Here is a 25131-nt window from a genome sequence, read left to right as displayed (position 1 = left end):
TAGAACTCCTCGTGATATTGGCATTCGGCGCTGAGCGGTCAAGCTCAGATGGCTATTCCTTTTGGCAGCCTTACAACTTGGCCCGGAAGAACGGGACCAGTTGGGAGATGGCTTCGTCCACATACTTGGGAACGTCATACAACGACATATGGTTGGCGCCTTCGACGACGTGCATCCGCTTGTCCGCGCTTGCGGCACGGGCCAGCAGGTCGTCGCTCATCCACTTGCTGCCGGCTGCGCTGCCTGCCACGGCCAGGACGGGCTGGGTCAGAAAGGCCTCGGCCTTGTGGTAAGCGTCGTAGGTAATGATCTGCGTGAGGCTACGCGCGGTCATGAAACCGGGAGCATTCGGATGCTCGCAGCGCGATGTGTGGTAGTACTCCCAGGCTTCGCGCAGTTCGGCGTTGGGAGCATCCTCCTCGCGCATCGGGGCCAGCGGCACCGTGGCGGGTTCGGGCTTGTTCGCATCGGCCGTGCGCGCATTCGAGCCAAACTCGATGTAGCCGACGGCGTTGGCATCCCTGACAGTGTTTTCCCAGCCGTTGCGAAACATCTGGCCGATGTTGACTGCGCTTACCGTGCCGATTGCCTTGATGCGGCGGTCGTTGATCGCCGCATTGGCCGTGTAGCCAGCGCCGGCACAAATGCCCATGGCACCGATCTTGTCCTGGTCCACATACGGCAAGGTGGTCAGGTAGTCGATGACGGCGCTGATGTCTTCAGTGCGGACATAGGGGTTTTCCAGTTGGCGCGGCAGGCCGCTGCTCTCGCCCTGGTAGGAAGCATCGTAGGCAATGGCGATGAAGCCGCTTTCCGCGAGCTTCTCGGCGTACAGGCCAGCGGTCTGCTCCTTCACGCCGCCGCCGGGGTGGGAAACTACGACGGAAGGGTACTTGCCGGTCTTATTGAAGCCAGCAGGAAAGTGGATGTTGGCTGCCAATGTGACGCCTTGGCCGTTGCGGTTCTGGATGCTGACTTTCTGCATGGCATGAGCTCCTTGTTGATGAGGGTGTCTATTCGAGACACCTCTAATGCTAGGGAGTACATTGGTTTTAATAAATACGCTCATTAAGACATTACTGATTAGTTAAACTTGACAATATGCCGATAGAACCCTCTTTGCTTCCCGCCCTGGCCTGGTTCGCGCACATTGCCCGTCATCGCAGCTTCACCAAAGCTGCGACGGAAATGGAGGTGACGCGCGCGGCGCTGTCCCAGCACTTGAAGGGTCTGGAGCAGCATCTGAAAGTGCGCTTGCTCAACCGCACCACCCGAGACATGTCGTTGACCGAGGAAGGGCAGCGCTTGCTTGACGTGCTGCAACCCGCGTTGACGGCGATCGAGCGTGCCGTGGGCGAGCTGGGCGAAGTGCATACCGAGCCTTCGGGCTTGATTCGCATGAACTCTTCGCGCGTTGCTGCCCGTCTGCTGTTGGAACCGCACATGGCGGAGTTCCTGGCGCGCTATCCGCGGCTGCGTCTGGAGTTGGTCATGGACGATGGCTTTTCCAACATCGTGGCCGAGGGATTGGATGCTGGCATCCGCCTGGGCGAGAGCCTTGATGAGCACATGGTGGCGGTACCCGTTACGCCGCCGCTGGAGATGGCCATCGTGGGCTCGCCAGCCTATTTCGAGCGGCACGGGGTGCCCGAAACACCGGCAGACCTGATGAAGCACAACTGCCTGGCCTACCGCTTCACCTCCAGCGGCACGATAGACCGCTGGTCTTTCACCTCACCCGATGCCGAGGCACGCACTGTCGTATTCGAGCCGCAGGGCAATGCCGTCTTCAACGACGACGACAGCATGCTGCGCGGCGCTTTGCAGGGCGTTGGCCTGGTGCAGCACATCGACCTATGCGTGAGCCGGTATCTTGACGAGGGATCATTGATACGGGTACTGGCGCCCTGGTGCCGGCCATTTCCCGGCTTCTTCCTGTATGTGCCGTCACGCGCGCAGATGCCCGCCAAGACCCGGACATTGATGGATTTCCTGGTGGAAAAGAGGGTGGGGTTAGCGCAGTCGTCCGAGTTCCGTTCTGCTGCCAAGAACCGATATCAGAGGGGCAAGAAAGCCTAAGGTTTTGCAGGGCGAGAATGTGCAGCGGATCGAGTCAGGGGTGTTTCGACTCATTCGATCCATCCAATAGGCGTTGAGGCGGTCCTTTATCCGGGTGATTGAACTCAAGTTGCTCCCCGACAAAGACAAGCTCGAAGAGCTGTTGATAGTTGGCTGACCCAAGCTGTCTGTGCTAGGCCATCGACCCCTCATTGTTCGACCGAGTAAATATCGCCCGCGATGGAGCCGAATGAAAAAGCCTGCTGTTGGCTGGAGGTGCTCTATGGCTGATGCCCGGCTTCGACCCATTGCGGTCATTGCTGAGAAGAGCCGCGCCTATCACTCTTGTCTCCTGCTCGGGTCCCGAGCAGGATAGTGTTCACGAGGTGGGTCAGAATTAGATGCAAATCAAACGTAAAGTGGGTCGACTCTGCCTGCAAATCAACAGTCCGTCAGGCCATCATCGACACCCCACGGCAGATTCAAGTCGGCGCGCTGCGGGTGACGGTGGCGGCTAGCCTCTGGCTGCGGATTACCCGGGATGGCGCTGCAGCTGCCGCGGTGGAGTCGTTTCTGTTCGACGCTGCGCGCGCCGCCGGACTGGTCCGCCGCGCTAGAGGCGCAGCAGAGGCGCACGGCGGCTTTGCACTGGATTGCCCTGATGACCGGCAAGGCAATATCGGTCACCAAATACAAGCTGTATTTGGGGCTATTCAAGAACCAGGTGAAACGTGAGGTTTGCTAAGGAAATTATCGGCCTGATGGCGGCCTACCAGAGCGGGATTTCAGGATGATCGAACTGGTGCAGTATGCAACGGGCGCGCGCTGGATACGCGCGAGGGCAAAGCGGTCATTCGCGTACTGGCCCAGTTGACGGAGGGGGGCATATCTTGCGCCGGCTCACACGAAGAGGCGTGCGCAATTCGCTCTGCTGTCGCAAGAAAAGTGAGACATGAAGTTCTCGCACAGTGGGACGTGATTTAGGAAAATTTGTCCGTCCACAGGTGCGCTTGCACGAAACGCACCTGATAGCCCGCTATGCGAAAGCAGGCGGGCTTTTTCTTGTTTCCTTTTTACCGCACTGGCCGGGTGTGAACGACTTAGTGCTTCAACGCTTAACCCTCATGGACACGTCCACATGCGTGCCGCGATCTAAATCAGCTCCAGGTGCTTTTTCCCACTGAGGAAGAGAAAGCAATTCTCTGCCAACTTCGCCAGCTTGGATGCGGCGAGCTACATCATCAAGCAATTGGGTGCGATTCGCGAAGTGACTACCGCTCAATTCACCGATGAAAAGTCTATAGGCGAGGTTGGGCATTTGGCCCTTCATGACTCCTAGATCGAGTATTTGACCTTGCTCGTTGCGAATTAGCAGATGGCCTGGACGAGCGTAGATGCGGTAGATGCGCCATGGCGACGAAATGGCTGCGTGAGTTGGCTTCGTTCCTATATCCCGGTCTCTTTTCGCACCTTGTGGCGAGGTTGGCGGGAGGAGCCTGACAAAAGCATGCGCGAATTTAGCAATGGACCTTCTGATCACTCTCACGTGAGAGTCGCTAATCTTGCGAACGTTGCCCGTCGCCCGTTAGGCAGGTCTGGCGGATTCTGCTGGAGTTGTACTCGATGCATGTTGCACTCCCACTTGGTAAGACGGCGGGGTGACACACGTTCAATCCCCATACGCGCAGGGTACGCGACTTGTCATTTGCATGTTGGAACAATGGGAGGTCGTTACACAAAACTTGGCTGAGTGTTGCGCTAGGCAAGATCGGCCAAGATCGGCCTGTGTGGCTAAGACTCCAGCCGTGGTCTGGTGCTATTTGGAAACGTAGATTGACTTTGAGAGATTGGGCACCCATAGTGAGCTAGCGGCTTTTCGAGCATCGCGATTTTCGTCCGGTTTTGCACCCTCCCGGGTGCTTCATTGTTCGCAGTCCTTTCCTTGACTAGCTCCCTTTTCGGGCGTTGCCCGCCATGCAAGGAGTCGAAGAATGGAAACCGGAATAGTTAAGTGGTTCAACGATGCTAAGGGCTTTGGGTTCATCATGCCAGAGGATGGCGGCAAAGACCTGTTTGCTCATTTCTCTGAGATAGTCAGCGGTGATGGCCATAAAGTTTTGGTCGAGAATCAACGCGTGAGCTACGTCACCGCGCAAGGGGCTAAGGGCCCCCATGCAACGAAAATTCGCACGTTGTGAAAAACGGTCCTGGACTGACGAACGGGCAGCAGGGAGGACTAATGTTCCATAACAACATGGTCTATAAAGGTTATCGACTAACAGCTAGTGTTTCTCGCATATCGGTTGGAGGCAGCCGTCGGCCCGCTTTCACCGCAACCGTGGTATTGGGGGCAGTATCGGACCAACATGAGTTGAACGAGCCACAAGTAGTGCCTTTTTTTGCCTCGGGAGGGTTTGTTTCAAGCCCTGTAATGGCGGTAGATACAGCCATAAATCATGGGCGCCACTTGGTCGACGCTCAACTGCGGCATTCCTGAACAGCATCCGTCAGTCTGCCTGGCGGCAGGTTTTTTCATGTGTACCGATAGGCGGAGCGATGCTGATTCAGCAAATGAGTAGGTACGATCTGGCAAATCGGCTGCGCGAGATGGCAGATGCGATAGAGCGAAACGCGCTCATCCATTGGGCCACGCTTGAGATGAGTGAGATGTCTGCTGGGGAGTTTGCGTCGGGTGAATGTCCCGGGGCCGAAGGGAAAACGCAAGGCCCAACAGCGCCAGAGCGCCTGATCGTGCAAACTATTACGATCAGACTAACACGCGAAAGCTGAGTGCTTTGCTTGCCTAAACCACAATAATGGATCTGAACCCGCCCGACGAAAGCTGGCGGATTTTTTCATTTGCTCATCTTGTGGCATGGCCCCGTGGATCGAATGCATGCAGATCTGAGCGAGAACGAAGCGCGGCATGAGGGCATAGGTGTAATTCCTGCTGCCCGTCTATACATAAGCTCCGACCAGGAAATCCCGGGGAGGCCTGTGGAAATCGGAGTGATAAGGGTAATTCGAACTCCGGACGCTCGCTAGTCACGGGTCCCGTAAGGGGGGTAATAGTAATTTTTCCCACTCATCCATCGCGCGGATTCCGCGGCTACCCGCGCGCGATGCCGCGATCTGGGACGCCATCGAGCATGACGACTTGCTGGCGGCCGGCCTGACGCGTCTGCTGCTGTGGAGCGACCCGGGTCAGCTGCCGTCTGTGTCCGACGAAGACGGCACCTGGCGGTTGTACCTGCGCACCTGGCGACCTGGCGCTTACGACCGCGGCACGCCCACCCAGCGCGCGGAGCTTCGCACCAAGTAGGGCCGCAATCATGCCCAGGCAGTCGCCGAGGTGGGAGGCGGGCATGCTGACCTGGCTTGAACGAATCAAGGGATGGCTGTTGCCGGCCGGGCTGGCGCCGACCAGCGTCTTCTATCGGGGACGCGCGTCGGGGCGCCAGGCGGAACGGTAAGACCAGATCAACGAACAGGCAGTGCAGGCCCGCCAGGAGGCGCGCATTGTGCAGCTTGAAACGGCTCGGATGGATGATGACGCTGTTGCTGATGAGCTTGATCGTGATTGGGTACGCGGCCCCGGTCCGCGTGGGCGTTGAGTACTGCGACCACGCGACGCCGACTTACCTTGTTTCAAAGGAGCAGATCGAAGCTACGCCACCGGAGATTCGGCGGAAGACCTTGGGCAACAACAAGATCTGGAGCATACTTTGCCAGCATTGACCTTTACGTCATCGTGAAGTCACCCCTTGCGCAGCGATTCGAGCAGTTCTGGCAGCATCTCTGGACCGTGAACCTGATCATGTTTCAATGACGCTCTCGCCAGTATCTGGCCAGCCACACCAGGGCTCTCTTGGATGACGACGATTCGATGCACTCTGCTCGCGGCCTTGCTTGGCCTTTCATCTATGTCTGTTGCCGAGCCCAACGTCCAAGTCGGCTTCTCGCCTGAAGGATCAGCGCGCGCCTTGGTTCTGGAAACGATTGGCGGCGCGAAGCGCAGCATCCAGATGCTCGCGTACGCGTTCCAGGCGCCAGACATCATGCAGGCGCTGGCGGACGCAGAGCGTCGCGGCGTGGAAGTGAGAGTCGTGGTCGACAAGAAGCGCAATCAGAACAAGGCCAGCAAAACGGCCATGGACTTCGTGACTGCCAATGGGGTAGAGCTGCGCACGAACGATCATTTCCATCTCCATCACGACAAGACGATCATCGTCGATGGGGCTACCGTGGAAACAGGTTCCTTCAATTTCGCGCCTTCTGCCGAGACGGCCAACTCGGAGAACGTCGTTGTCATTCGCGGGATGCCGGAAGTCGCGCGCCAGTACCTTGCACATTGGCAGTCGCGTTGGGATCTTGGGAAGCCTTACCCATAGCGAGGCGCGGAACAGGCAGCTTTGCGCGCCTGTCATGATTTGGGCACAGCAATTGCTGCTCCTACCAAGGCTCTCGGAGATCGCCGTGGACATAGACCAATTTGTTGCCAAGATGATTGTGAAGGCGGGACCAGAGAAGTTGGATTTCGCCGACTGGTCTGAAGCGCTATACGCTTACGCCGGGGCGTTGGAACGCCTAGAGGTGAAGCTGACTGAAGAGGAAATGGCTGACCTGATTGATATAGGGGCGCAGTTCTATCGCACGCTCGCTCGTGCGGAGGACTACAGGCGCCTTGGGGTGCGGAACTCGACAGTCGAATAGCAAGGTGTTGGATCATTGGCCGTAGGGGTAGCAACGCAGCTAGGTGCGCTGCTTGTGATCAGCGCCATGACTGTTAGCAGTCGCCTGTTGTCGAATTTTCGTTTCGGCAATCCACTTTGCTTGCCACGCTTCAAATTTGGACCTCCAGAGGGCGGGTGCTTCGCCCAAATCGCCCGGCATTGCTTCTGGCTTCAGGTGCGGGCAAGCCGATAACGTTGCCCCGTCGCGCACGGCCTGTACTCCCTGCTGTCGGACCGCGCCCGAGGCAAACCAGTTGATGCCTTCAACGAATGACTACTACGACATCCCGAAGCAGAAGGATGGCTCGATAGAAATCTGGTGCGGCCCTGACAAGCCCGCAGACGTGGTGGATGCCGCGCTCATCAAGACGATTCCAGGAAGAAACTTCCTGGTAACGCTGCGGCTGTATGGCGCCGTGGATGATTCCATGATCAGACATGGAAGCCGGACGACGTGGGCAAAGTGCGGTAACTTGGTCGCTTAGCGGCATAAGGAAGCCGGCAGCATGATGCCAACATCTAGGGGCAGTGCCACGAATCCATACGCCGTTTTTTGGTCGGGCGCAGTCTGTCGGAAGTGACAGCTATTGGCCGAACTCGGCCGTATGTCTTCCTGAGCGAATCAAGCCCGCCTACACGGCGACCGAGTGGTGCGCAAGATCATTAGGTCCTGGCTGGCTGCTACTGCGCAAGCTCGAAAACGTCACGCGAGAAACCTTCCCCGGAAATCGGCGATGAACCTCTTCTTTTTTGCCCTATCTAATCACTTCTCTCATCTGCCCGTTTGGCGGGCCTTTAAGGGCTGCGCCATGTATTCAGAGGCAGGAGAATAGAATCAGCGCGGCCACGACTTAAGCGTATGCAAGTCCAACAACGTAAACATCCCCGAATCCTGCCATCCACCTGTATCGATGTAGTAAACGTTGCCAAGCTGTGCAGGCTTGCGCAGCGTCATATGTCCATGGACCAGCGCACGTACATTGCGGACAGGCTGGGAATACTGCATTCGATAGCGGTCCACGGACCATAGGCAGGCATCCTCGTCCTCTGTACTGAAGGTAGCGCCGTGAATAGCCTGCCAATCGTCATAGGGGAAGTCGGCGTGAACCATACCGACCACGCCACTCGGCGTTTCCACCTCGATAGCCAGCGGCAAGGCGCTCAAGCTGGCCGCAATGCGTTCACGAACATAACCAACGCAGGTATCCAACCATCCACCACCGTGGACGCGATGATCGACGTCCGGAATCGGATTGCCCATCGCCCGTCGCCACGTCATCAGGTCGTGATTCCCACAGATCGCATGAAACCACGGCCGCTCCAGCCATCTCAGCACATCGACCGATTCAGGGCCCCGGTCTACAAGGTCCCCTACGGAAAACAATCGGTCCTTTTCTGGCGAGAATTTTACGGCAGCCAGCGCGACCTCAAGCCGACCAAAATGACCGTGGATGTCACCCACCGCAAAATCACGGCCGTTGGCATTACATTGAAAGCGCCGGACTCGGACATTACCGGGCGTCATTCCAAGATTCCATATAGCTCCCCAACGACTTGTCATGCGTGCCCCATGATACTTGGTTCTCCCCGATAGCGTGACACGTAATCCGCTGATCCTAGTGTCATCACCTCGAATGCGAGCCAACAGGGTGAGCATGCTCACATCGTTGGTAATTTTCCACAAATTTTTTCCCTGTCCACCGACGTTTCAGACGCCGAAATCAGAGCACATCTCTGACCGCGCCTAAGCCCATGATTTCTGGATTTATTTAGCTTGATCGCTTCATCGCAAGAAAACCAATGTGCCATATCTTGGCACTTGGCGATGCCTAATCTTGGCTTTCATGGATACTCTATTTTGGCCTTTAAAATCAATGGCTTAAGTTTGACAACCATGCCCTCACGGTAAAGACTGGCATTACCTACGGTGAACTTGTGAGGCATATGAATGACTACTGGAGAATATTTGTTGGGACGGTTTGGGCCGTTGATGAGCATCGTTGACGTTGCCACCTTGCTAGGCCGATCTCCCGATGGCGTCCGCGTTGCGCTTTATACCGATACCGATTTTTCGCGCAAGCTGAAACCAGCCATGCTGCGGGTCGGCCGCCGCGTCTATTTTCGGACGTTGCAGGTCACGGAAGCGCTGAATCTGGAACAACCGGCAGACGATGAAATCACGCCCGCAGAGGCCGCTACGCGAGGGCCGCGCGCATGAGTCGGCAAAGAACCATCAACGACCAGATATGGCGCTCAAATCGCCTGTCAGGCTGCACGGTCGAAGACCGCTATGCGCTGTTCTACTTCCTGACCTCGCCTTTCAGCAACGTCATCGGCGCGTATGAAATCGTCCTGCGCGTTGCAGCCTCGGAGATGGGTTGGGATGTCGAGTCTCAACTGATAAACGTGATCCGCCGGCTTGTTGACGCCGACCTAATCTATTTCGACGCTGACGCGAACTACGTCTGGGTAAAGGTCTGGTGGGATCACAACTCCGCCAAGATGGCCGTCGCGTCCACACTCAGGAAGAAGACACTCCAACAGATCGAGGCCCTTCCCGAACGCTGGCGCAACGACTATCTGGACAACTTCATCAATCGGCTGCCGGTCGACGACCCGCTGCGAGATACGGTAGCCGGTGCGTTGGCGTCTCCTAGCGATAGGGTATCGACAGCCTATGCCGACCCTAGCGATAGCCAATCATCGATTCACAGCGCCCCACACGACGCGCTTATTAATCAAGGAGTTGGCGAACCCGATACCCTATGCACACCCTATCCAAACCGTATGGATAGGCGGCCGGGTAACACTACTACTAACACTAACTCTATCTATAACACTACTACTACAACGGGAACCGGCAACGGCTTGCAATACCCTAGCTCGCTGGCTCCTGCTGAAAGGATGTCGATACAGAATCTGATCGCCAACATTCCCGCCGAAAGCGCCCAGGCTTTGCTTGACGAACTGGAAGGTGCAATCAAGAAACCGGGCACCATCAGAACAACGAAGGTCGCTTACCTCAAAGGACTTGTTGACCGCCACCGCACAGGCGGATTCGTGCCGGCTGCTGGCATCCCGATAGCAACCAGAAGGGAACGTCTGACAGCGGCTCGGGATATGTCGCCCACATCGGAATCTGTACCGCTCAGCAAAGCTGAATCGCTAGCCCGGCTTCAGGACCTGAAGGCCAAGTTGAGCATGCACGCGAGGACGCCAAAATGAAAACCAACAAGGCCACACTAAGTGTTCGACTAGATAGCGATCTGAAGCGACGTTGGCAGGTGTTCTGCGTCCGCCAGGGCAGCACCCCCAGCGACGCACTGAGACAGGTCATCGTTCGATTACTCAACGGCTCAACAACAGCCAGTTCGCCCACTCCATCAACACATGAGCAACCCGATACTTCGCGTCGCCGCCTGGAACTCCGCCTGACTGAGACGGAATACGCCCGTATCGAGGCACTGGCCTTGCAGCAGGGCATGTCCGCCAATCGCTGGGTCATCCACCTGATACGGGCCAATCTCAGCGGCGAACCACAGTTCGGCATGACGGAGCTGCGAACGCTGGGCGAATCGAATTCGAGGCTGCTTGCCATCGGCCGCAACCTGAACCAGATCGCCAGGCATATGAACGCGGGACGCGCGCTGGAGACGGTGGTGACCGCTGAGCGTATCAACACACTGACCCGTCATATCAAAACCCACACCGCGCGGGTGGCAGACATCATGCGCGCCAACATTGACCGCTGGAGGCTGGAATGAGTCTGGTCATTGATGGAATTTTGAAGGACTGGGGCGAACGCATCTATACCAAGCCCGTCACCAGCCAAGGCGTAAAGCGCACGGTGACGCGATCACGCACTTCGCCACCCTCTACGCCTCTACTGCTGACCGGCAGCGCTCGGGTCCGTGACAAGTTGATGCTCACCACTCGCAAAGCGCCCGAAGTCATGGTGAAGATCTCCGGCGGCGGCAAAGGCATCGCGCAGGTGAAAGCACACCTCGACTACATATCGCGCAACGGCCTGGTAGCGTTGGAGAACGAAGACGGGGAAATTATCCTTGGCCGTGAGGCAGTGCAGGACGTTCGCGACGAATGGAAAAGCGGCCAGTACGGGTTGCCTGACAACGGCTCGCGGCGCGAAACGTTCAATATCGTGCTGTCCATGCCACCCGGCACCGACCGACGCGCAGTCAATGACGCTATCCGTGCATTCGCGAAAACGGAATTCGGCGCCAACCACGCGTATGTCTTCGCAATCCATGACGATGAAGCCCATCCCCACGGTCACCTTTGCGTTAAGACGCTCGGTCTCGACGGCAGCCGGCTCAATCCACGAAAAGCGGACCTGCAACGCTGGCGGGAGCGCTTCGCCGAGGCGCTGCGCGAACAAGGCATCGAAGCCAACGCCACGCCGCGTAGGGCACGGCCTAACACGCACACTACGGTCAAGCAGGCGACGCGACATGCCGCCAAGCGTGGCAAGAGCACCAAAGCGGCCGAGCGGGAACGACGCGGACTTTCTGGCGTTTCACGTGCCATCAGGAATGGCTACGGGCACATTGCGAAAGCCTTGGCTGCTGGTGACATAGAGGACAAATCGCTTGCCCTGGAAATTGTCCGGTTCCTTGACCCCTCGAAGGACAAGGCGCTACAGGTCCCACAGCGTAGCCAGCGCAGCGCAGAAGTGGCCAAGGACGCCCATCGACTGGATGGGACCAACCATCCAGACACTGGCGACCTGAGCCGTTGATTGATTGCGCAAGAAGGACCATAAGATGGCTTTACGCTACGACGCCCTGCAAGACTACTGCGATGATCCAGCGCGCAATGGTGACGTACAGGTCATTCTGTATGCGCACTACTGGAAGGGCTTTGCCTTGGCCGTGCAGGACGGCACTACAGAGCACCGCGTCATGGACGACAAGGGCCGACCGTACCGGTTCCGAACCGTAGAAATGGCCTTGGCGGAACTGGCGAACATCTCGTACCTGTCGGACCGCATCATCATTGACCGTCGCACGTGGTGGCCGTAATCGGGAAACTACTTTGCATTAACCGTAAGTACAATCAACTTCGGTTGTACCTTTAACCACAACGAACGTTGCACCGCCCCAAGGACGCCTAGCGTACCGGGCGCCGACCCGAAAAGAAGGGTTCCGACCGCCGAGAGCAGATCGGCCGCTTAGTCGCCCCAAGAACGCTTTGTCGTACTGGGCGCGGTCCCTGAACAGACCGACAGACCGGACAGCACGGTCCTACGTTCGCCCTCAACCTCTCAGGAGTGGCGAACATGAAGAAACTATCAGCCTCTTGCATTCTGGCCGTCGGCATTGCCGCGTCGTCGGCCGCCTTCGCACAAATCCCCGTGACAGATGGCGCCTCCATCGCCAAGAGCGTGGAAAACCAGATCGAAACGATGGCGAAGTGGAAGATGCAGTACGACCAGATGGTCAGCCAGATCGACCAGATGAAACAGCAATACGCTGCGGTCACCGGCGCACGCGGCATGGGCGAACTGTTCAACAGCCCGCAGTTGCGGGACTACCTGCCGCGCGATTGGCAAAGCGTCTACGACTCCGTTAAATCAGGCGGCTATGCTGGCCTGAGCGGGCGCGCTGAGTCCATCTACAACGACAACAAGGTGTATGACGCCTGCGCCGGCTTTGCCTCGACGGAGCAACGCACGCGCTGCGAAGCGCAAGCCGTCAAAGGTGCGCAAGACAAAGCCTTTGCACTCGATGCCTACGACGCCGCGAAAAATCGCCTCAGCCAAATCGACCAGTTGATGCGGCAGATCAACCAGACACAAGACCCGAAAGCCATTGCTGAACTGCAAGGCCGCATCGCAGTCGAGCAGGCCATGATTCAGAACGAGCAGACCAAGCTACAGATGTACCAGATGGTCGCGGCAGCCGAAGACCGCCTACAGCAGCAACAGCGGAAGGAGATCAACGCAAAGATTGTTGATCAACGGGGCTACCCCACTCTTCAAGTCTTCAACCCGCTTGCACGCTAAGGAGAACATCATGGCTCCGTTCTACGCAATCACATTGGTTCCAGTGGTAACGCTATGCCTTGCCATCTATCGCTTCTGGGCTTGCGCTCGCCGCCTGAGTCCTGAGTACTACCGAGAGCTTATGCGGCGTGCGCCGCTGATGAGAACCCTTGATGTCGTGGCCATCGGTATGGCTGCTTTCACTGCCTACTACGCGGCTATGGGCTGGTTTGGATTCACGCTGCCGTTCATTGATGAAGAACCGTTGCCGCCTTGGATGAACATCATCCTGTCTGCCGTCACATCCATTGCGTGCATCGGCATCGTTTGGACAAACGCGCCAAATCGCTTCACACAGCCGACATGGGGCGGCATGCGAGAAAGCGTCGTACGAACCCTCGCAGCGTTACGGATCATTGAGGCCACCGAAGTGGCCCACGCACTCGACATCATCAACGCACGCGAGGCACACAAATGAAAAACATCCTCTTCCCTTTCTTCATCACGCTCACGCTGGCCGCTTGCGGCGACAATACCCCCGTTCAAACCGTCGATTGGTACAAGGCGCATGCCCCCGAACGCAACGCGATGATCGCGAAATGCGAAGCCAGCCCCGGCGAGCTCGCCGCATCCGCCAACTGCATCAACGCCAAGACAGCGGCAAACCATCTGGCCGTCGATAAGCGAGGCTATTTCGACCTGACACCGATCAATCCGCTCAAGGGAGGGCAATAACATGGGATTCGCCTTATTCCAGTGGATAGGCAGCAGCGTCGATGCGATGCTGAACACCTTCGTATCGGAAACCGCTTCGAACGTCATCCTCGGCTTTCAAATGCTGATGCTGACCGGCGTCACGCTATACATCACCTTGACTGGCTACGCGATCAGCACGGGCGCGGTTGAAGCTCCGTTTCAGACCTTCATCAAGCAGTGCATGAAGCTCCTCATCATCACGGCATTCTGCATGACAACTGATTCCTACACGGCTACCGTCGTGTCGGCCATTCAAGGCCTGGAGACAGGCCTAGCCGATATCATGTCCACGTCTACCGCTCAAGCGACGAGCATCTATCAGGTGCTGGATAGCTCGGCGGACAAAGGGTTTAACGTGGCTTACGACATGCTAGGCAAAGTCGCAAAGCGCGAGTTCTACGAACTAGGTCATATGTTCTGGGATGCCCTGAATGCACTCATGATGGCCATTGCCGTTTTTCTTATTCATTTGCCTGCGGCCGCCACCATCATCATGGCAAAGCTCGGTCTCGGAATAATGCTTGGTCTCGGACCATTTTTTATCGCGGCGCTAATGTTTCCAGTCACCGCGAAATGGTTCGACAAATGGTTTGAGCAGGCACTGGCCTACATCCTTGAAATTGCCATCACAATGGTTGTCGTGTCTGTCGGTGTGGCGCTATTCAAGGCGCTGTTCGACAGAGTAATAAGTACGACCACAGACAATCCCATCAGTTCGTTTGTGCAGATCATCGTTCTTGCCTTGATCATCTTCTTCGCGCAGAGAAAAACGAGTGGCTTAGGAGCGAGACTGGCTGGCGGCATCGCCTTTGACGCGGTGACATTCAGGAGCATGGCGCAGGGTATTGGCAACGTGGTGAATCCTAAGACGACTCGCCGCGATATGCAGTCGGGCATGATGGTTACTGCTGGCCGAACCAACCACATGATTGCAGGCAACACCATGTGGAACCCAGCCTATCGGCAACACGTCTTGCAGAACATGGGCAAGAACTGGGGACCGGCAACGGGCGGCTCCGTCAACGGTAAGTGATGTTCATGTTGCGTCCGCATCGGCCTCGCCATCAGCGAGGCCTTTTCATTTATGGCCGCACATATCTCCGCGCTACGCTTGGGCAACCCCTTCGGTTGCATCCCGCGTCCGTTCTTGCCGGACTGGCCGCGGGGGCAGGCCCAGCGGCTTCGCCTTGTTCCTCCCCCCGGCCGATAGGCTGCATGGCTTCCAGAGGCATCAAGGGTGAAGGCTTCGCCCGGGATCCTCACCCGTTCCCTGCGCTGCGCTTCGGGCTGCGGCTTCCGGTCCCGCCCTTGACACCTCTTCCGGCCAAACGACGTCAGTAGCAGTGCCGTCGAGCGGATGACGGGTCAAGGGGTTGGTGCGGCCCGCAGCCCACAGGGCGAGGACACGGCCCCTTGACGCGGCAGGAGCGCCCCACGCTATGCCCGGGGGCAAGAGTTCCGGGCCAAAGGCCCGCAACCTCTGCTCCCGAGGCTCCCGCCGGCGAGGGTGGAGAGTCCAGAGAGGCAAAGCCTCTTTGGAAACTACGGCTAGTACGCAGCCGATATTGGCGTCCATAGCATGTAAAACAAGACAATTTCAGCGCACCACCTCTGTGGCTGCGCGTACCTAAACCAAATTACCCATACTTCTTGTAAGATCGAGTTACCTACGGCAAGGAGACACCATGGCTGGCAAGGGTAAATGCAGGCAACAGCCCCGCAAAACCATATCGGATACCGAACGCAGCCGCCGGCAATCGGCAGTTAACTATGCGCGGGCCTCCGTCGGTCTAGAAGGTTTCTCGCTCAGTGAAGCAGATGAGGCCCACGCTCAGCGTTTCGTCGATGGTCAGATAAGCCTGCAAGAGTTTGTGCAGCCGCGCGCTGACGCATTAGCGCTCCCAAAGTCTTCGTCATGACGAAGAAATTTAGGATTTGGGGGCTAGTGCAGGATAGGCTGTCGCCGGCTTTCGCATTGCAAGTCTGCCAGATGCCTAACTTAAAAATGGGGCCAACATAGGTAAGCCGTTTCGGATGACTAAACACTACTTAGACTCCCTATCGACTTCTTTTTATCAAAGATGGCCGTTAGGAATCTGCTAAATACACCCACCGTATTTTTCCAGCGTAACGAATAAAGAGACGCGGATATCGGGAAGCCTACGTGACGCCGATCATTTCCAGAAAATTCATTTTTGTCATAACTCAGAGTAGACATCAGGATGAAAATTTTTCTTTCTCATTCATCGACAGATAAAGCAATGGTTCGTAAGATTTATGAAGAACTGGGAGCATCGCTGTGTCACTTCGATGAAGCAACTTTTGATCCCACGGGATCTATCCCTTCCGAAATACTCTCGGCCCTATCTTCGTCAACGCATTTTGTGCTTTTCGCCTCCCCCGTCGCATTAGCGTCCCCTTGGGTTCGCGGTGAATTAGAACGAGCGTTTGAAAATTGGATGAGAAACGGCGTGCGAAGAGCTATGGTTTTCTTGCTTGCTGGATCAGAATTTGGAGATCTACCAGATTGGCTAAAAAAGTATGTCATGAGAGAACCGCCGACATATCGGCATATTCTCTGCCGGATACAAAGTGAAATTGATAAGGAGGTTCACGCAGCCAGCCGTCCTCCCTTCTACAGACACGAGGAATTGCAAAAGATCGAAAGCGATCTTCTAGTTGAGACCAAAGAAATGCCAGGCGCAATAATGTGTCACGGCCCTGATGGCTCTGGACGAAAAGAGTTGATCAATGAAATCTATAGTAGGCAGTACCCTTTTGTTTCCAGAAGAAAATTACTAATATCGGCTTCCAGCTTCATCACAGAAAAAGAGTTATTTCGAGACCTAGTTGGTTTAACAACTATCACAACGCCTTCTGAATTCGCTGAAATTTTCAGTGAATTCGACAACAGAGAATACTCGGATCGGATTGAAGAGCTAGCAAAAAAGGTCGATGAGTGCACAGCAGGAGGACAGGTCGTCTTGCTTGAGGGCGACTATGCCCTGTTCACCGAAGAAGGCCTACTACCTGAGTGGCTTTCGGACTTAATTTCAACCCTATCTGCTCGAGATTATCCACGACTTGCGATAACAGTCTTTCGCCGACCATTAGGGACATCAGTAAAACTAATGGGAAAATTAGTAGTGACCGAATTGCCCCCATTGGAAAAGGGAACCTCTAAGATTCTATTTAACTGGTGGCTAAAGTCTCTAAATAAGCCGTATAGCGCAGAGCTGAAAGACCTAGTTTATGAAGCATGCGCTGGAAGCCCGAAACAACTAGAATTGGGAGCCAAACTATTAGTTGCAGAGGGATCTGGAAGCATTGCAAAAATTAAACCGCACCTACTTAGCAATCTTGAGGGGATGTCGAGGCAATTCTTACAAGAGCTCGCCAAATCCCCCTTAACCTCGACGGTATTGGCTTTTGTGGCCAATGCTGGCTATATTGTGAAGTCTGATCTCACTCAGTATTTGATAGATTCTCAATTGGCCAGTGCTGAAGCCATAAATGATGCGATTTCCGATTGCGAGTCACTTGGTTTCTTACTGGAAGATGAGGTTTGCTTACGCATGCCCAATTATTTGGTGCGTGGCGCGCGCGCGATCGGCCGTGAGAAAAATGTGGATAGCAATTTGCGAAAGTTGTTTGAACTCCAAAGCGGTGTTGCTAGCGCATTGAAGTTGGACGACGTTACGTCTGTGCCAGTTCTTAATGAATACTGCCTGAATCTTCTTCGGCGGGGCGAGAATGTTGGCGTGGTATTTGAGAGCATAATTTTGCCTTCACAATGTATCCAAGTAGCCAGATCAATGTATGAAAGCGAGAATTATGAGGAAACCATGGCGCTGTGCGCCAGAGCCTATGAATCTCGTGCCGCTTTGTCGCAGGACGGTTTGGTTGAGACATTAAGATATATGGGAATGGCGGCAGCTCGACTGGATAGAAATGAAGAATTTCGTACTGCATGCAGGCAACTAGAAGAAGTTCCAGATTCCACTAAAGCCAAGAGAATGGCCTATTTCCTTAATGGATTCAAAGAACGTCTCGACGGGAAATTTGATGAAGCGTTGCGTTACCTAACCATCGCATTTAAGTCAAAAGGCGAGTTTGACATTCATGTCCTGCGGGAACTTGCGTCCGTAACCTTGGGGATAGGAGATATTCCCTCGGCACGACGGCATATTAAGACAGCTTTGAATCGCGCCCCTTCAAATCAGTACGTAATTGAAATGGCGGTGAGGGTCGAGTTGGAGGGCACACCCGCAGACGTGGCAAAACGCACCTCGGAAATCGAACTCTTGCTGGATAAAATGCAAGCAAACGACAGCTCGCGCGACAAAATGTATTGGGGAATCTTGAAATGCGACTATTTTCTTGCTTTAAACCAAGTTCAGGAGGCTAGAGATTTTTTGGAAGTCCAACCTTATGGCAATAGCCCCTCTCCCATCGTTGATATGCTCAAGGCCCGCTTCGAGTACAAGAGCAAAATTTATGATAGAGCAGCCAAGATGTGGGAAGCCCTATACTACAAGAGCCTTAAACAAAAGAACGGACAGCGAAAATCCACGCTCCCCTTAATTTGTAAGAACCTGGTCGAATCTAGTTCTGCAGTTTCTGCAAGCGAGGGAGCGGACTGGTTCGAACGTTGTCAGACTTACCTTCCTAGCACAATCAAACGAGCACTGGCGTCCAATTTATTGGATGCTGCTGCCTACGCGCAAGGCAAACTCTCTACGTCGCAGATAACAATATTAAGGTCGGCGGCTGGCCGTTAGATTGGATAGGAGGCATCATCGCAACAGGGCATTATAGAATTTATGCATTAGTTCACGTCTGTTATGACAGGTTCATTTCTATTTGAGTTTGGCATACGGTGATCCTCCTCTTTCTATCACTGTACCGAGCCCGCACGGTACAGTACAGGTACAGCGACCAGTTTTCACCAATTCAACTAAAATACGCTAACTTATTGATTCAAAAATGGTTTCACCTATTTCAACCTACGCTAGAATTCGCCCCATTTCCCTGTAGAAACACTGTAAATCACCGACTCAAAATCCCCCGCCGCAAGGCGTGCCGGTTCGATTCCGGCCCCGGGCACCAGAATTCAAAAAGCCGTCCCTGCAAATGCAGGGACGGCTTTTTGCTTTGAAAGACGGTGAGCGTCGCCGTTAGCGAAATATCCCAACTCAGGCTACGAATATCGGCAATCCCCGTGGACCCCTATCATGCACCTTGGCTCTACAGCGAACGGAAACGCACGCCTCAGAGCGCCTACTTTGAGGCCAGACCGAGGCATCGCTGAGCATTCTGGGCTTGTCCGGGCTATCGCCAATGCTGGCATTTGTGCGCAGCCGCCTCTGCCGGTATCTTGTCGGCACCGTCAGCCGCCAAAGCTCGGCTTTGGGCGCCCCTGACTGTCCGCACCGGCTCGAGCATTTTCATGAAAGTGCCATCTCTTCGACTGTGGCCTCCTTCGAGAACTGCGTTTTCGCGAGGTGCCGAAGTGCAGGAATCTCCTTGTCGAATGCATTCTCCATTCTTCTCACATGTTCGACGAGCCACTTAATCATGCTTGGCCAGCTCTCTCGGTTGTGTCCGTCGAAGGAAGCAGCGCATTCGATCAGTGACACCTTTTTGTCGTCCATGCGCCGCCAGGACAGCGGACGTTCGAAAGCCACCTCAAGCTCCTCCCGGCGTGCGTAGAGGTAGTCGAACAGCGCTTTGTTCGCCTCCTTCGATCGTGTGCCTAGGGCGAACTCTACCCGCGCCTCGTCTCTGTTGAAGATCATCGAATAGTAGATGCCGCTGGCGCCGGAGCCCGCATTGAGCCAATGGTCTCGGCTGGGACTGACGTTGGCGTAGAGTTCCACATTCGCTGTCCGAAGCGCCTCTAGGGCCGCATGCCAGAAATCCGTGCGCAACTGATACCGTGTCGCCTGGCCGCGCTCCGAGGACTGTTCCTCGTCTTCCTTTTCGGAAATGCCAATCATGAGTTCTTCGGCTTCTGGAAGCGGAATGACCTGTTCGACAGTGAGGAACAGATCGTCTCCGTCCTTGAACGGCGTCGCTCGAAAGCACTTCACGAACACCCGATGCTTCAATAGCCACAAAACAGTGGATGTCACTTCCTTTCGGAACTGCGCCGCCACCATGATGAGACGCTGATCGTTGCCGGGGTTCAGCACGACCTCCGCAAATTCTTCCTGTCCCAAAAAGTCGCAGATGAGCGCCTTCGCATCCTGGCCCGGTCCGGACTTGTCCAGATACTTCTGAAAGACCTCGGCGATCTGTGACTTCGACAAGGTTGAGCAGTAGGAGGCGTATTTGAGAGCTTGCCAAACGACGTCTTTTCCCGAGTCGTCAAGCTTGTTCTCGATGATGACTAAGTCACCGTTCTTATCGATGGCCAGCAGGTCGAGTCGCTCCCGGGTGTCGTCGAAGCCGTCGAATTCCTTTTGGATGATGAGAAGCTCTTCGCCCAGAGCATCTGGCTGATTAGCCAGCCATTCCTGAAGATGGTGCCGTTCGGTGAATCCCAGTTCCGAAAAACTCACCTCCTTCAGCTTGATGATGCGATTCGATGCATGGTCAATTCGGAACATGTATGGTCAATCCGGTTTCCGTTGTTGGGACGCATGTGGGCAATGCGGGCACGCCCGGTAGGAGCAGTGCTAGAGGCCACTATGTTACAAAATCATACTTCATCAAGCCTTGTGGTGCAGTCGCGGCCCCCGGGGGAGGTAGGCGGCTTTACAGACAGAGGATCTTCGATGGCCAAGTTATTTTTCTCTTATTCGCATGATGACGAGCAATATCGCGATCAGCTCGAAAAACACCTCGCGCCCTTGCAACACTAGGGACTCATCGAGTCTTGGCATGACCGCCGTATTGTCGCGGGCTGCCGCTTGGAAGCGGAGATTGATCAGCAGATCAACGCGGCGGATGTGATCCTTCTGCTTGTGAGTTCAAGCTTTTTGGCGTCCGACCACTCGGCACAGACTGTTGTAGACGGATGTTGACAGTCCTGTGCCCAGTTCCCCGCAAGACGATCAATTAACCGTCACGCCCGCCTCGCGCACCACATCGCCCCACAAGGAAATCTCCTTCACGATCTGATCGCGAAAGTCCTTCGGACTACCCGGCGCAGCCTCCTCCCCAGTAGCCTTGAGACGATCGGCCATCTCGGGCTTCACGACGGCCGCATTGATCGCCGCGTTCAGCTTGACCTGCACCTGCGGCGGCACGCCCTTGGGCGCGATGATGCCGTACCACACCGTCACGTCATACGGCACGCCAGCCTCGCGCACCGTCGGGATGTCCGGCGCCGAGGACACGCGCTGCGGCAAGGTCACGGCCAGCACCTTCAGGCGCTTGTCCTCGCGGTAAGGCAGGGTCGAGCCGGCCGTGGTCAGCATCGCGTTAACCTGGCCTGAGACCGTGTCCGTCAGAGCCGGCGCGGACCCTTTGTACGGGATATGGACCATGGTGATACCGGCCGTCTTCAAGAAGGCCTCCATCGCCAGATGCGATATGCCGCCCGTGCCGGACGATGCATAAGTCAACCCGCCGGGCTTCTTCTTGGCCAAAGCCACCAGATCGCCCAAGCTATCCGCCGGCACGCTGGGATTGACCGACACGAAGAACGGCGCACGCGCGATCATGCCGATCGGCGTCATGTCCTCGACCGGATCGAACGGCAGCTTGTACAGGCTGGGGTTGACGGAATAGCTGTTGGAAATCAAGGTCAGGGTGTAGCCATCGGGCGCTGCCTTCAGGCTCTGCTCCACACCCAGCTTGCCGCCTGCGCCGGGGCGATTCTCCACCACCACGGGCTGCTTCAGGCCATCGGACAGCAACTGCCCCAGAAGACGCGCGATCCCGTCATTGCCGCCTCCGGCGGCAAAGGGCACGATCAGTTTGATCGGCTGCGAAGGGTAGTCATCCGTCTGCGCATTGGAAACCGATGCGGTAAACGCCACGGCAGCCAGCGCCATCCCCAGTACCGCCTTGCCCAGCTTGGCGCCGGATCGCGTTGTCATAGTTATCTCCTCCCTGATCGGCCGCGGCGCGGCCATGTTTATTGGCGAAAGGCGCAAGACTACAACTTAACGAGTGAAGTTGCAGGCTGGCCCAGCCTATCGATGGCGTTGAAAGGCTTCTCTATGTTGTATGCCTGGCCCGGACCGCAGGATCCGCGAGCCGCTCCACCAGCGTTGCCACCACCGACTTGTCCAACGATTGCACTGCATAGCAAAGTCCGATGCGCCGCGACATCTCCAGTCCTTCCAGCGGCCTGATCGCCACGCCGGCCTGGCTACGGGCGAGGGATTCCGGCGCCACGCACATGCCCGCGCCGGCGGCCGTCAACGCCAAGGCCAGGCGCAGCGATCCGGCGTGCGCGGCCGGCGTATTTGCACCGGTGCCATAGAAGGGCAGCAGGCGCTGATGCGTCGGGTGGCTCGGGCACACAATCCACGGCAATGCCGCGTCGGCGCCGCTGCCCGCGGGCAGGGCCAGCACATAGGGGTCGACGGACAGCGGCAAGAACAGCTCATCCTCGCAACGCTCGTCTTCGGTCGCCAGTCGAGCATCGCCCTGGCATCCTTCAAGCAGATTCACGAAAAGCCCCGGCACGACTTCCTGTGCCGCGCGCATGAAGGCCGCGATGTCCGACCCTGCGATATCCGCCTCCACGCCGATCTCGATGCGCGACGCAGACGAACCATGGCGGAACTGATGCGTCATCGAGTCCGTCTGCGACAGGATGCGCCGCGCCTGTGGATACAGGATGCGGGCGTCCTCCGTCACGGCCACGCCCCGCGCCTGGCGTGCGAACAATTGCGTGCCCAGCAAGTCCTCCAGGCTCTTGATCGTGCCGGACAGAGCCGGCTGGCTCAGGTGCAGGCGACGGGCGGCGGCCGTGATGTTGCGCTCTTCGAAGACAGCGACAAAGGCCTTGAGCTGGCGGCTATCCATAAGATTTTCCGATTTCTTCCAAAGGAATAAACCATTTCTCAGGGCGAATTCCCGGGAATAGAATGATTTCCGATTGCTCAAGCATACATAAAACCGATATCAGGAGCCCCCCATGTCAACCATGAAGAAACCGCTGGTCATCATCACGGGCGCCAGCTCCGGCATCGGCCTGGCCACCGCCCGCCTGTTCTCGGCTCACGGCCACCCGCTACTGCTGCTGGCCCGCCGGCTGGAAAAAATGCAGGCGCTGAACCTGCCCGACACCCTGGCGCTGTCCGTGGACGTGACCGACCGCGCCGCGCTGGCCGCCGCCGTGCAGGAAGGCGAAGCGCGCTTCGGGCCGGCCGATGCGCTTATCAACAATGCGGGCGTCATGCTGTTGGGCGACATCACGCGCCAGGACCCGGACCAATGGGACCGGATGCTGGACGTGAATGTGAAAGGCGTGTTGAACGGCGTCCATGCGGTCGCGGCCGGCATGGCCCAACGCAAGCGCGGCAGCATCATCAACATCAGTTCGGTGGCCGGGCGCAAGACCTTCCCCAATCACGTGGCCTACGTGGGTACCAAGTTCGCCGTGCACGGCTTGTCGGAAAACCTGCGCGAGGAACTGTCGGCGCACAACGTGCGCGTGACCACCATCGCACCGGGCGCCGTGGAAACCGAGCTGCTGGGCCATACCACCGATGCGGACATCAAGACGGGCTACGAGGCCTGGAAGGCCGAGATGGGCGGCAAGGTGCTGGCCGCCGAGGACGTGGCCAACGCCATCCACTACGCCTATGCGCAGCCGGACGGGGTTTGCGTGCGGGAAATCGTGCTGGCGGCCACGCGCCAACAGGCCTAATGCATCCGTTGCCGTGGCCGCATGACGTTCAGCCCTGCGCCTCCGCGCGCAGCGCGGCCCGCACCGCAGGGCGCTCTCCGATGCGGGCCGCGTATGCCGCCAGGGATGGCCAGCGATCCAGGTCGATCGCAAAGAACCTGCACCATCCCAGCACGGTAAACAGATAGGCATCGGCCACGCTGAACTGCTGGCCCATCAAGTAGGTGCTTTCGGCCAGGATGCCGTCCAAGTAGTCGAAGCGCTTGAAGAGCCGTTCGCGGAAATGCGCCTTGGCGGCTTCGGGCAAGGCCGACTGGAACAAGGGCGCCGATCCTGCGTGGATCTCGCTGGTTAGGAAGTTCAGCCATTCCTGCAGCCGCGTGCGTTCGCGCGTGCCATTGGGTGGCGCCAGCTGCATGCCAGGACGCAGGTCGGCCAGGTACTGGACGATGGCCGGCCCTTCAGTGAGCACATCGCCATCTACCAGCTCCAGCGCGGCGACATAGCCTTTGGGATTGATGGTGCGGAAATCGCGGCCGTCCGCGGTCTGCTTGGTCTGGTTGTTCACCTTGACCAGTTCGAAGGGCAATTCAAGTTCGCGCAAGACGATATGCGGCGATAGCGAGCAGGTATGCGGGGCGTAGTAGAGTTTCATGACATCTCCAGGGAACAACAGGGGAGCAGTCTCTCGCGCCGCGACACACAGGTAAAATTAATGCTCCATTCTCTTATCATTAGCTCAGCTACTTAATATGTTGAACCTGGGGCATTGGCGCCTGCTCGTCGCGACGGCCGACACAGGCAACATCTCCCGCGCCGCCGAGCGCGTGGGCATCACCCAGTCCGGCGCCAGCCAGGCCATTGCGCAGCTGGAAGCGTCGCTGGGGCTCCAGGTCTTCACCCGTTCCCGCAAGGAAGTGGCGGTAACGGCGCTGGGCGAACAGGTCATCGATCACGCCCGCGCGATGCTGTCTCACCTGGAGTCCATCCGCGCCCTGGCCGACGACAGCCAGGGACTGAGCCAGGGCCGCATTCGGCTGGGCAGCTTTCCCTCGGTCATCTCGACGCTGCTGCCGCCCCTGCTGCACGGCTTCCGGCTGCGCCACCCCGGCATCGAGGTGGTGGCCTTGGAGGGCACGGATGAAGAGGTCGAGGAATGGCTGTCGCGCGGCGCCATCGATCTGGGCGTGGTGATGAACCCCGCAACGCAAAGGCAAGCCCTGATCCTGGGCCGCGATCGCTGGATGGCGCTGCTGCCCGGCATGCATGCGCTCAGCCGCCGCGCGTCGTCGCGGGGCGTCGCACTGGCCGAGCTGGCCGATGAACCGTTCATTCTCGCGACCGGCGGCTGCGCCGTGAATGGCCTGAGCCTGGCGCGCAAGGCCGGACTGGAACTCAACGACATCCGCGTCACGGTCCGCGACTGGGCCAGCGCCTGCGCGCTGGTGCGCGAGGGCATGGGGGTCGCGGTGGTTCCCGAGTCCACGCTGCCCGCGGACATGCGCCAGTTGCGCGCCTTGCCGCTGAGCCCGGCGGCGCGCCGGGAGTTCGGGCTGGTGCGCTCTGCCGCTGGACGGCAATCCGCGGCAGTGGGCGCGCTGTGGCAGCATGCCGCCCATGCCCTCAGCTCAAAAGCTTCGGCCAAAGTACGTACCCACTGAGACGAATCGCACGCGTATCCCAACCGCCAGCCGAAACTCCGCGCTACGATCTGATCATCGTTCCATCCCGCTTTTTCCGGACACGATCGCCGAAGCGCTGCCCAAGGGAAA

The 25131-nt window shown here is 57.1% G+C and carries 27 protein-coding genes; 19 read left to right on the top strand and 8 right to left on the bottom strand.

The features are described from left to right. Nucleotides 1-70: 70 nt before the first annotated feature. Nucleotides 71-985: an alpha/beta hydrolase gene (locus IB258_RS19225; protein WP_192353043.1), complete on the bottom strand. Its 915-nt coding sequence runs from the start codon at nt 983-985 to the stop codon at nt 71-73. Nucleotides 986-1119: 134 nt separating this feature from the next. Here IB258_RS19225 and IB258_RS19220 point away from each other — a divergent pair, with 134 nt between their 5' ends. Together IB258_RS19220 and IB258_RS19215 are read left to right on the top strand one after the other, a co-directional pair. Further along, nucleotides 1120-2079, top strand: coding sequence for a LysR family transcriptional regulator (locus IB258_RS19220; RefSeq protein ID WP_225590438.1), 960 nt, complete (start codon nt 1120-1122; stop codon nt 2077-2079). Between the two features lie 520 nt (nt 2080-2599). Beyond that, a complete protein-coding gene (locus tag IB258_RS19215) occupies nt 2600-2803 on the top strand; it encodes a hypothetical protein (RefSeq protein ID WP_192353041.1) in 204 nt (67 codons plus the stop codon). 363 nt (nt 2804-3166) lie between these two features. On the opposite strand, the gene IB258_RS19210 is transcribed toward IB258_RS19215, so the two are convergent. Beyond that, nucleotides 3167-3604: a hypothetical protein gene (locus IB258_RS19210; RefSeq protein WP_192353040.1), complete on the bottom strand. Its 438-nt coding sequence runs from the start codon at nt 3602-3604 to the stop codon at nt 3167-3169. Nucleotides 3605-4049: 445 nt separating this feature from the next. On the opposite strand from IB258_RS19210, the gene IB258_RS19205 reads away from it, so the two are divergent. From IB258_RS19205 to IB258_RS19195, 3 genes are all read left to right on the top strand, one after another. Continuing rightward, nucleotides 4050-4256 (top strand): cold-shock protein, encoded by a 207-nt coding sequence (locus IB258_RS19205; protein WP_192353039.1) that lies wholly within the window; start codon nt 4050-4052, stop codon nt 4254-4256. A gap of 1674 nt (nt 4257-5930) precedes the next feature. Continuing rightward, nucleotides 5931-6449, top strand: coding sequence for a phospholipase D family protein (locus IB258_RS19200; RefSeq protein WP_192353038.1), 519 nt, complete (start codon nt 5931-5933; stop codon nt 6447-6449). A gap of 85 nt (nt 6450-6534) precedes the next feature. Then, the gene (locus IB258_RS19195; RefSeq protein ID WP_192353037.1) at nt 6535-6771 is read left to right on the top strand and encodes a DNA-3-methyladenine glycosylase; all 237 of its coding nucleotides are present in this window, start codon (nt 6535-6537) and stop codon (nt 6769-6771) included. Nucleotides 6772-6810: 39 nt separating this feature from the next. Here the strand turns inward: IB258_RS19195 and IB258_RS30610 are convergent, their stop codons facing one another. Continuing rightward, on the bottom strand, nt 6811-7002 hold the full coding sequence (locus IB258_RS30610) for a CrpP-related protein (RefSeq protein WP_370539842.1): 192 nt from the start codon (nt 7000-7002) through the stop codon (nt 6811-6813). Nucleotides 7003-7048: 46 nt separating this feature from the next. On the opposite strand from IB258_RS30610, the gene IB258_RS19190 reads away from it, so the two are divergent. Next, complete coding sequence (locus IB258_RS19190) at nt 7049-7276, top strand: DUF1214 domain-containing protein (protein WP_225590437.1); 228 nt, start codon at nt 7049-7051, stop codon at nt 7274-7276. Between the two features lie 350 nt (nt 7277-7626). On the opposite strand, the gene IB258_RS19185 is transcribed toward IB258_RS19190, so the two are convergent. Further along, nucleotides 7627-8316, bottom strand: coding sequence for a metallophosphoesterase (locus tag IB258_RS19185; RefSeq protein ID WP_192353036.1), 690 nt, complete (start codon nt 8314-8316; stop codon nt 7627-7629). 465 nt (nt 8317-8781) lie between these two features. Between IB258_RS19185 and IB258_RS19180 the strand changes: the two genes are divergently transcribed. The 11 genes from IB258_RS19180 to IB258_RS19130 all read left to right on the top strand — a co-directional run bounded on the left by IB258_RS19180 (nt 8782) and on the right by IB258_RS19130 (nt 18329). Next, nucleotides 8782-9009, top strand: coding sequence for a hypothetical protein (locus IB258_RS19180; protein ID WP_225590436.1), 228 nt, complete (start codon nt 8782-8784; stop codon nt 9007-9009). After that, nucleotides 9006-10016, top strand: a complete 1011-nt coding sequence (locus IB258_RS19175; protein ID WP_192353035.1) for a hypothetical protein — start codon at nt 9006-9008, stop codon at nt 10014-10016. The genes IB258_RS19180 and IB258_RS19175 overlap by 4 nt, the downstream gene beginning before the upstream one ends. Further along, on the top strand, nt 10013-10555 hold the full coding sequence (mobC, locus tag IB258_RS19170) for a plasmid mobilization relaxosome protein MobC (RefSeq protein WP_192353034.1): 543 nt from the start codon (nt 10013-10015) through the stop codon (nt 10553-10555). The genes IB258_RS19175 and mobC overlap by 4 nt, the downstream gene beginning before the upstream one ends. Continuing rightward, nucleotides 10552-11547, top strand: coding sequence for a relaxase/mobilization nuclease domain-containing protein (locus IB258_RS19165; protein ID WP_192353033.1), 996 nt, complete (start codon nt 10552-10554; stop codon nt 11545-11547). Before mobC ends, IB258_RS19165 begins: the two co-directional genes overlap by 4 nt. Before the next feature lie 25 nt (nt 11548-11572). After that, nucleotides 11573-11830, top strand: coding sequence for a hypothetical protein (locus IB258_RS19160; RefSeq protein ID WP_225590435.1), 258 nt, complete (start codon nt 11573-11575; stop codon nt 11828-11830). 257 nt (nt 11831-12087) lie between these two features. After that, complete coding sequence (gene virB5 / locus IB258_RS19155) at nt 12088-12813, top strand: P-type DNA transfer protein VirB5 (RefSeq protein ID WP_192353031.1); 726 nt, start codon at nt 12088-12090, stop codon at nt 12811-12813. A gap of 10 nt (nt 12814-12823) precedes the next feature. Next, nucleotides 12824-13270, top strand: coding sequence for a hypothetical protein (locus IB258_RS19150; protein WP_192353030.1), 447 nt, complete (start codon nt 12824-12826; stop codon nt 13268-13270). Next, nucleotides 13267-13527, top strand: coding sequence for an EexN family lipoprotein (locus IB258_RS19145; RefSeq protein WP_192353029.1), 261 nt, complete (start codon nt 13267-13269; stop codon nt 13525-13527). The genes IB258_RS19150 and IB258_RS19145 overlap by 4 nt, the downstream gene beginning before the upstream one ends. A 1-nt stretch (nt 13528) precedes the next feature. Next, nucleotides 13529-14581: a type IV secretion system protein gene (locus IB258_RS19140; protein WP_192353028.1), complete on the top strand. Its 1053-nt coding sequence runs from the start codon at nt 13529-13531 to the stop codon at nt 14579-14581. 652 nt (nt 14582-15233) lie between these two features. Beyond that, on the top strand, nt 15234-15467 hold the full coding sequence (locus tag IB258_RS19135; protein ID WP_052097482.1) for an antitoxin VbhA family protein: 234 nt from the start codon (nt 15234-15236) through the stop codon (nt 15465-15467). A 303-nt stretch (nt 15468-15770) separates the two neighbouring features. Then, nucleotides 15771-18329 (top strand): toll/interleukin-1 receptor domain-containing protein, encoded by a 2559-nt coding sequence (locus IB258_RS19130; RefSeq protein ID WP_192353027.1) that lies wholly within the window; start codon nt 15771-15773, stop codon nt 18327-18329. A 666-nt stretch (nt 18330-18995) separates the two neighbouring features. Here the strand turns inward: IB258_RS19130 and IB258_RS19125 are convergent. The 3 genes from IB258_RS19125 to IB258_RS19115 all read right to left on the bottom strand — a co-directional run bounded on the left by IB258_RS19125 (nt 18996) and on the right by IB258_RS19115 (nt 22533). After that, nucleotides 18996-20159, bottom strand: a complete 1164-nt coding sequence (locus tag IB258_RS19125; protein WP_192353026.1) for a DUF4268 domain-containing protein — start codon at nt 20157-20159, stop codon at nt 18996-18998. Between the two features lie 447 nt (nt 20160-20606). Beyond that, nucleotides 20607-21596: a tripartite tricarboxylate transporter substrate binding protein gene (locus IB258_RS19120; RefSeq protein ID WP_192353025.1), complete on the bottom strand. Its 990-nt coding sequence runs from the start codon at nt 21594-21596 to the stop codon at nt 20607-20609. 121 nt (nt 21597-21717) lie between these two features. Next, nucleotides 21718-22533 carry a LysR family transcriptional regulator gene (locus IB258_RS19115; RefSeq protein WP_192353024.1) on the bottom strand — a complete coding sequence of 272 codons (816 nt, stop codon included), beginning with the start codon at nt 22531-22533 and terminating at the stop codon, nt 21718-21720. Nucleotides 22534-22645: 112 nt separating this feature from the next. Here IB258_RS19115 and IB258_RS19110 point away from each other — a divergent pair, with 112 nt between their 5' ends. Then, complete coding sequence (locus IB258_RS19110) at nt 22646-23380, top strand: SDR family oxidoreductase (protein ID WP_225590434.1); 735 nt, start codon at nt 22646-22648, stop codon at nt 23378-23380. 28 nt (nt 23381-23408) lie between these two features. On the opposite strand, the gene gstA is transcribed toward IB258_RS19110, so the two are convergent. Beyond that, nucleotides 23409-24014, bottom strand: a complete 606-nt coding sequence (gene gstA / locus IB258_RS19105) for a glutathione transferase GstA (RefSeq protein ID WP_175159778.1) — start codon at nt 24012-24014, stop codon at nt 23409-23411. A 97-nt stretch (nt 24015-24111) separates the two neighbouring features. On the opposite strand from gstA, the gene IB258_RS19100 reads away from it, so the two are divergent. Further along, nucleotides 24112-25020, top strand: a complete 909-nt coding sequence (locus tag IB258_RS19100; RefSeq protein ID WP_054458891.1) for a LysR family transcriptional regulator — start codon at nt 24112-24114, stop codon at nt 25018-25020. Nucleotides 25021-25131 lie beyond the last annotated feature (111 nt).

Origin of the sequence: Achromobacter sp. ACM02, assembly GCF_014851605.1 — a bacterium.
Classification (GTDB): domain Bacteria; phylum Pseudomonadota; class Gammaproteobacteria; order Burkholderiales; family Burkholderiaceae_B; genus Achromobacter; species Achromobacter aegrifaciens.
This window is presented reverse-complemented; position numbering and strand designations above follow the sequence as displayed.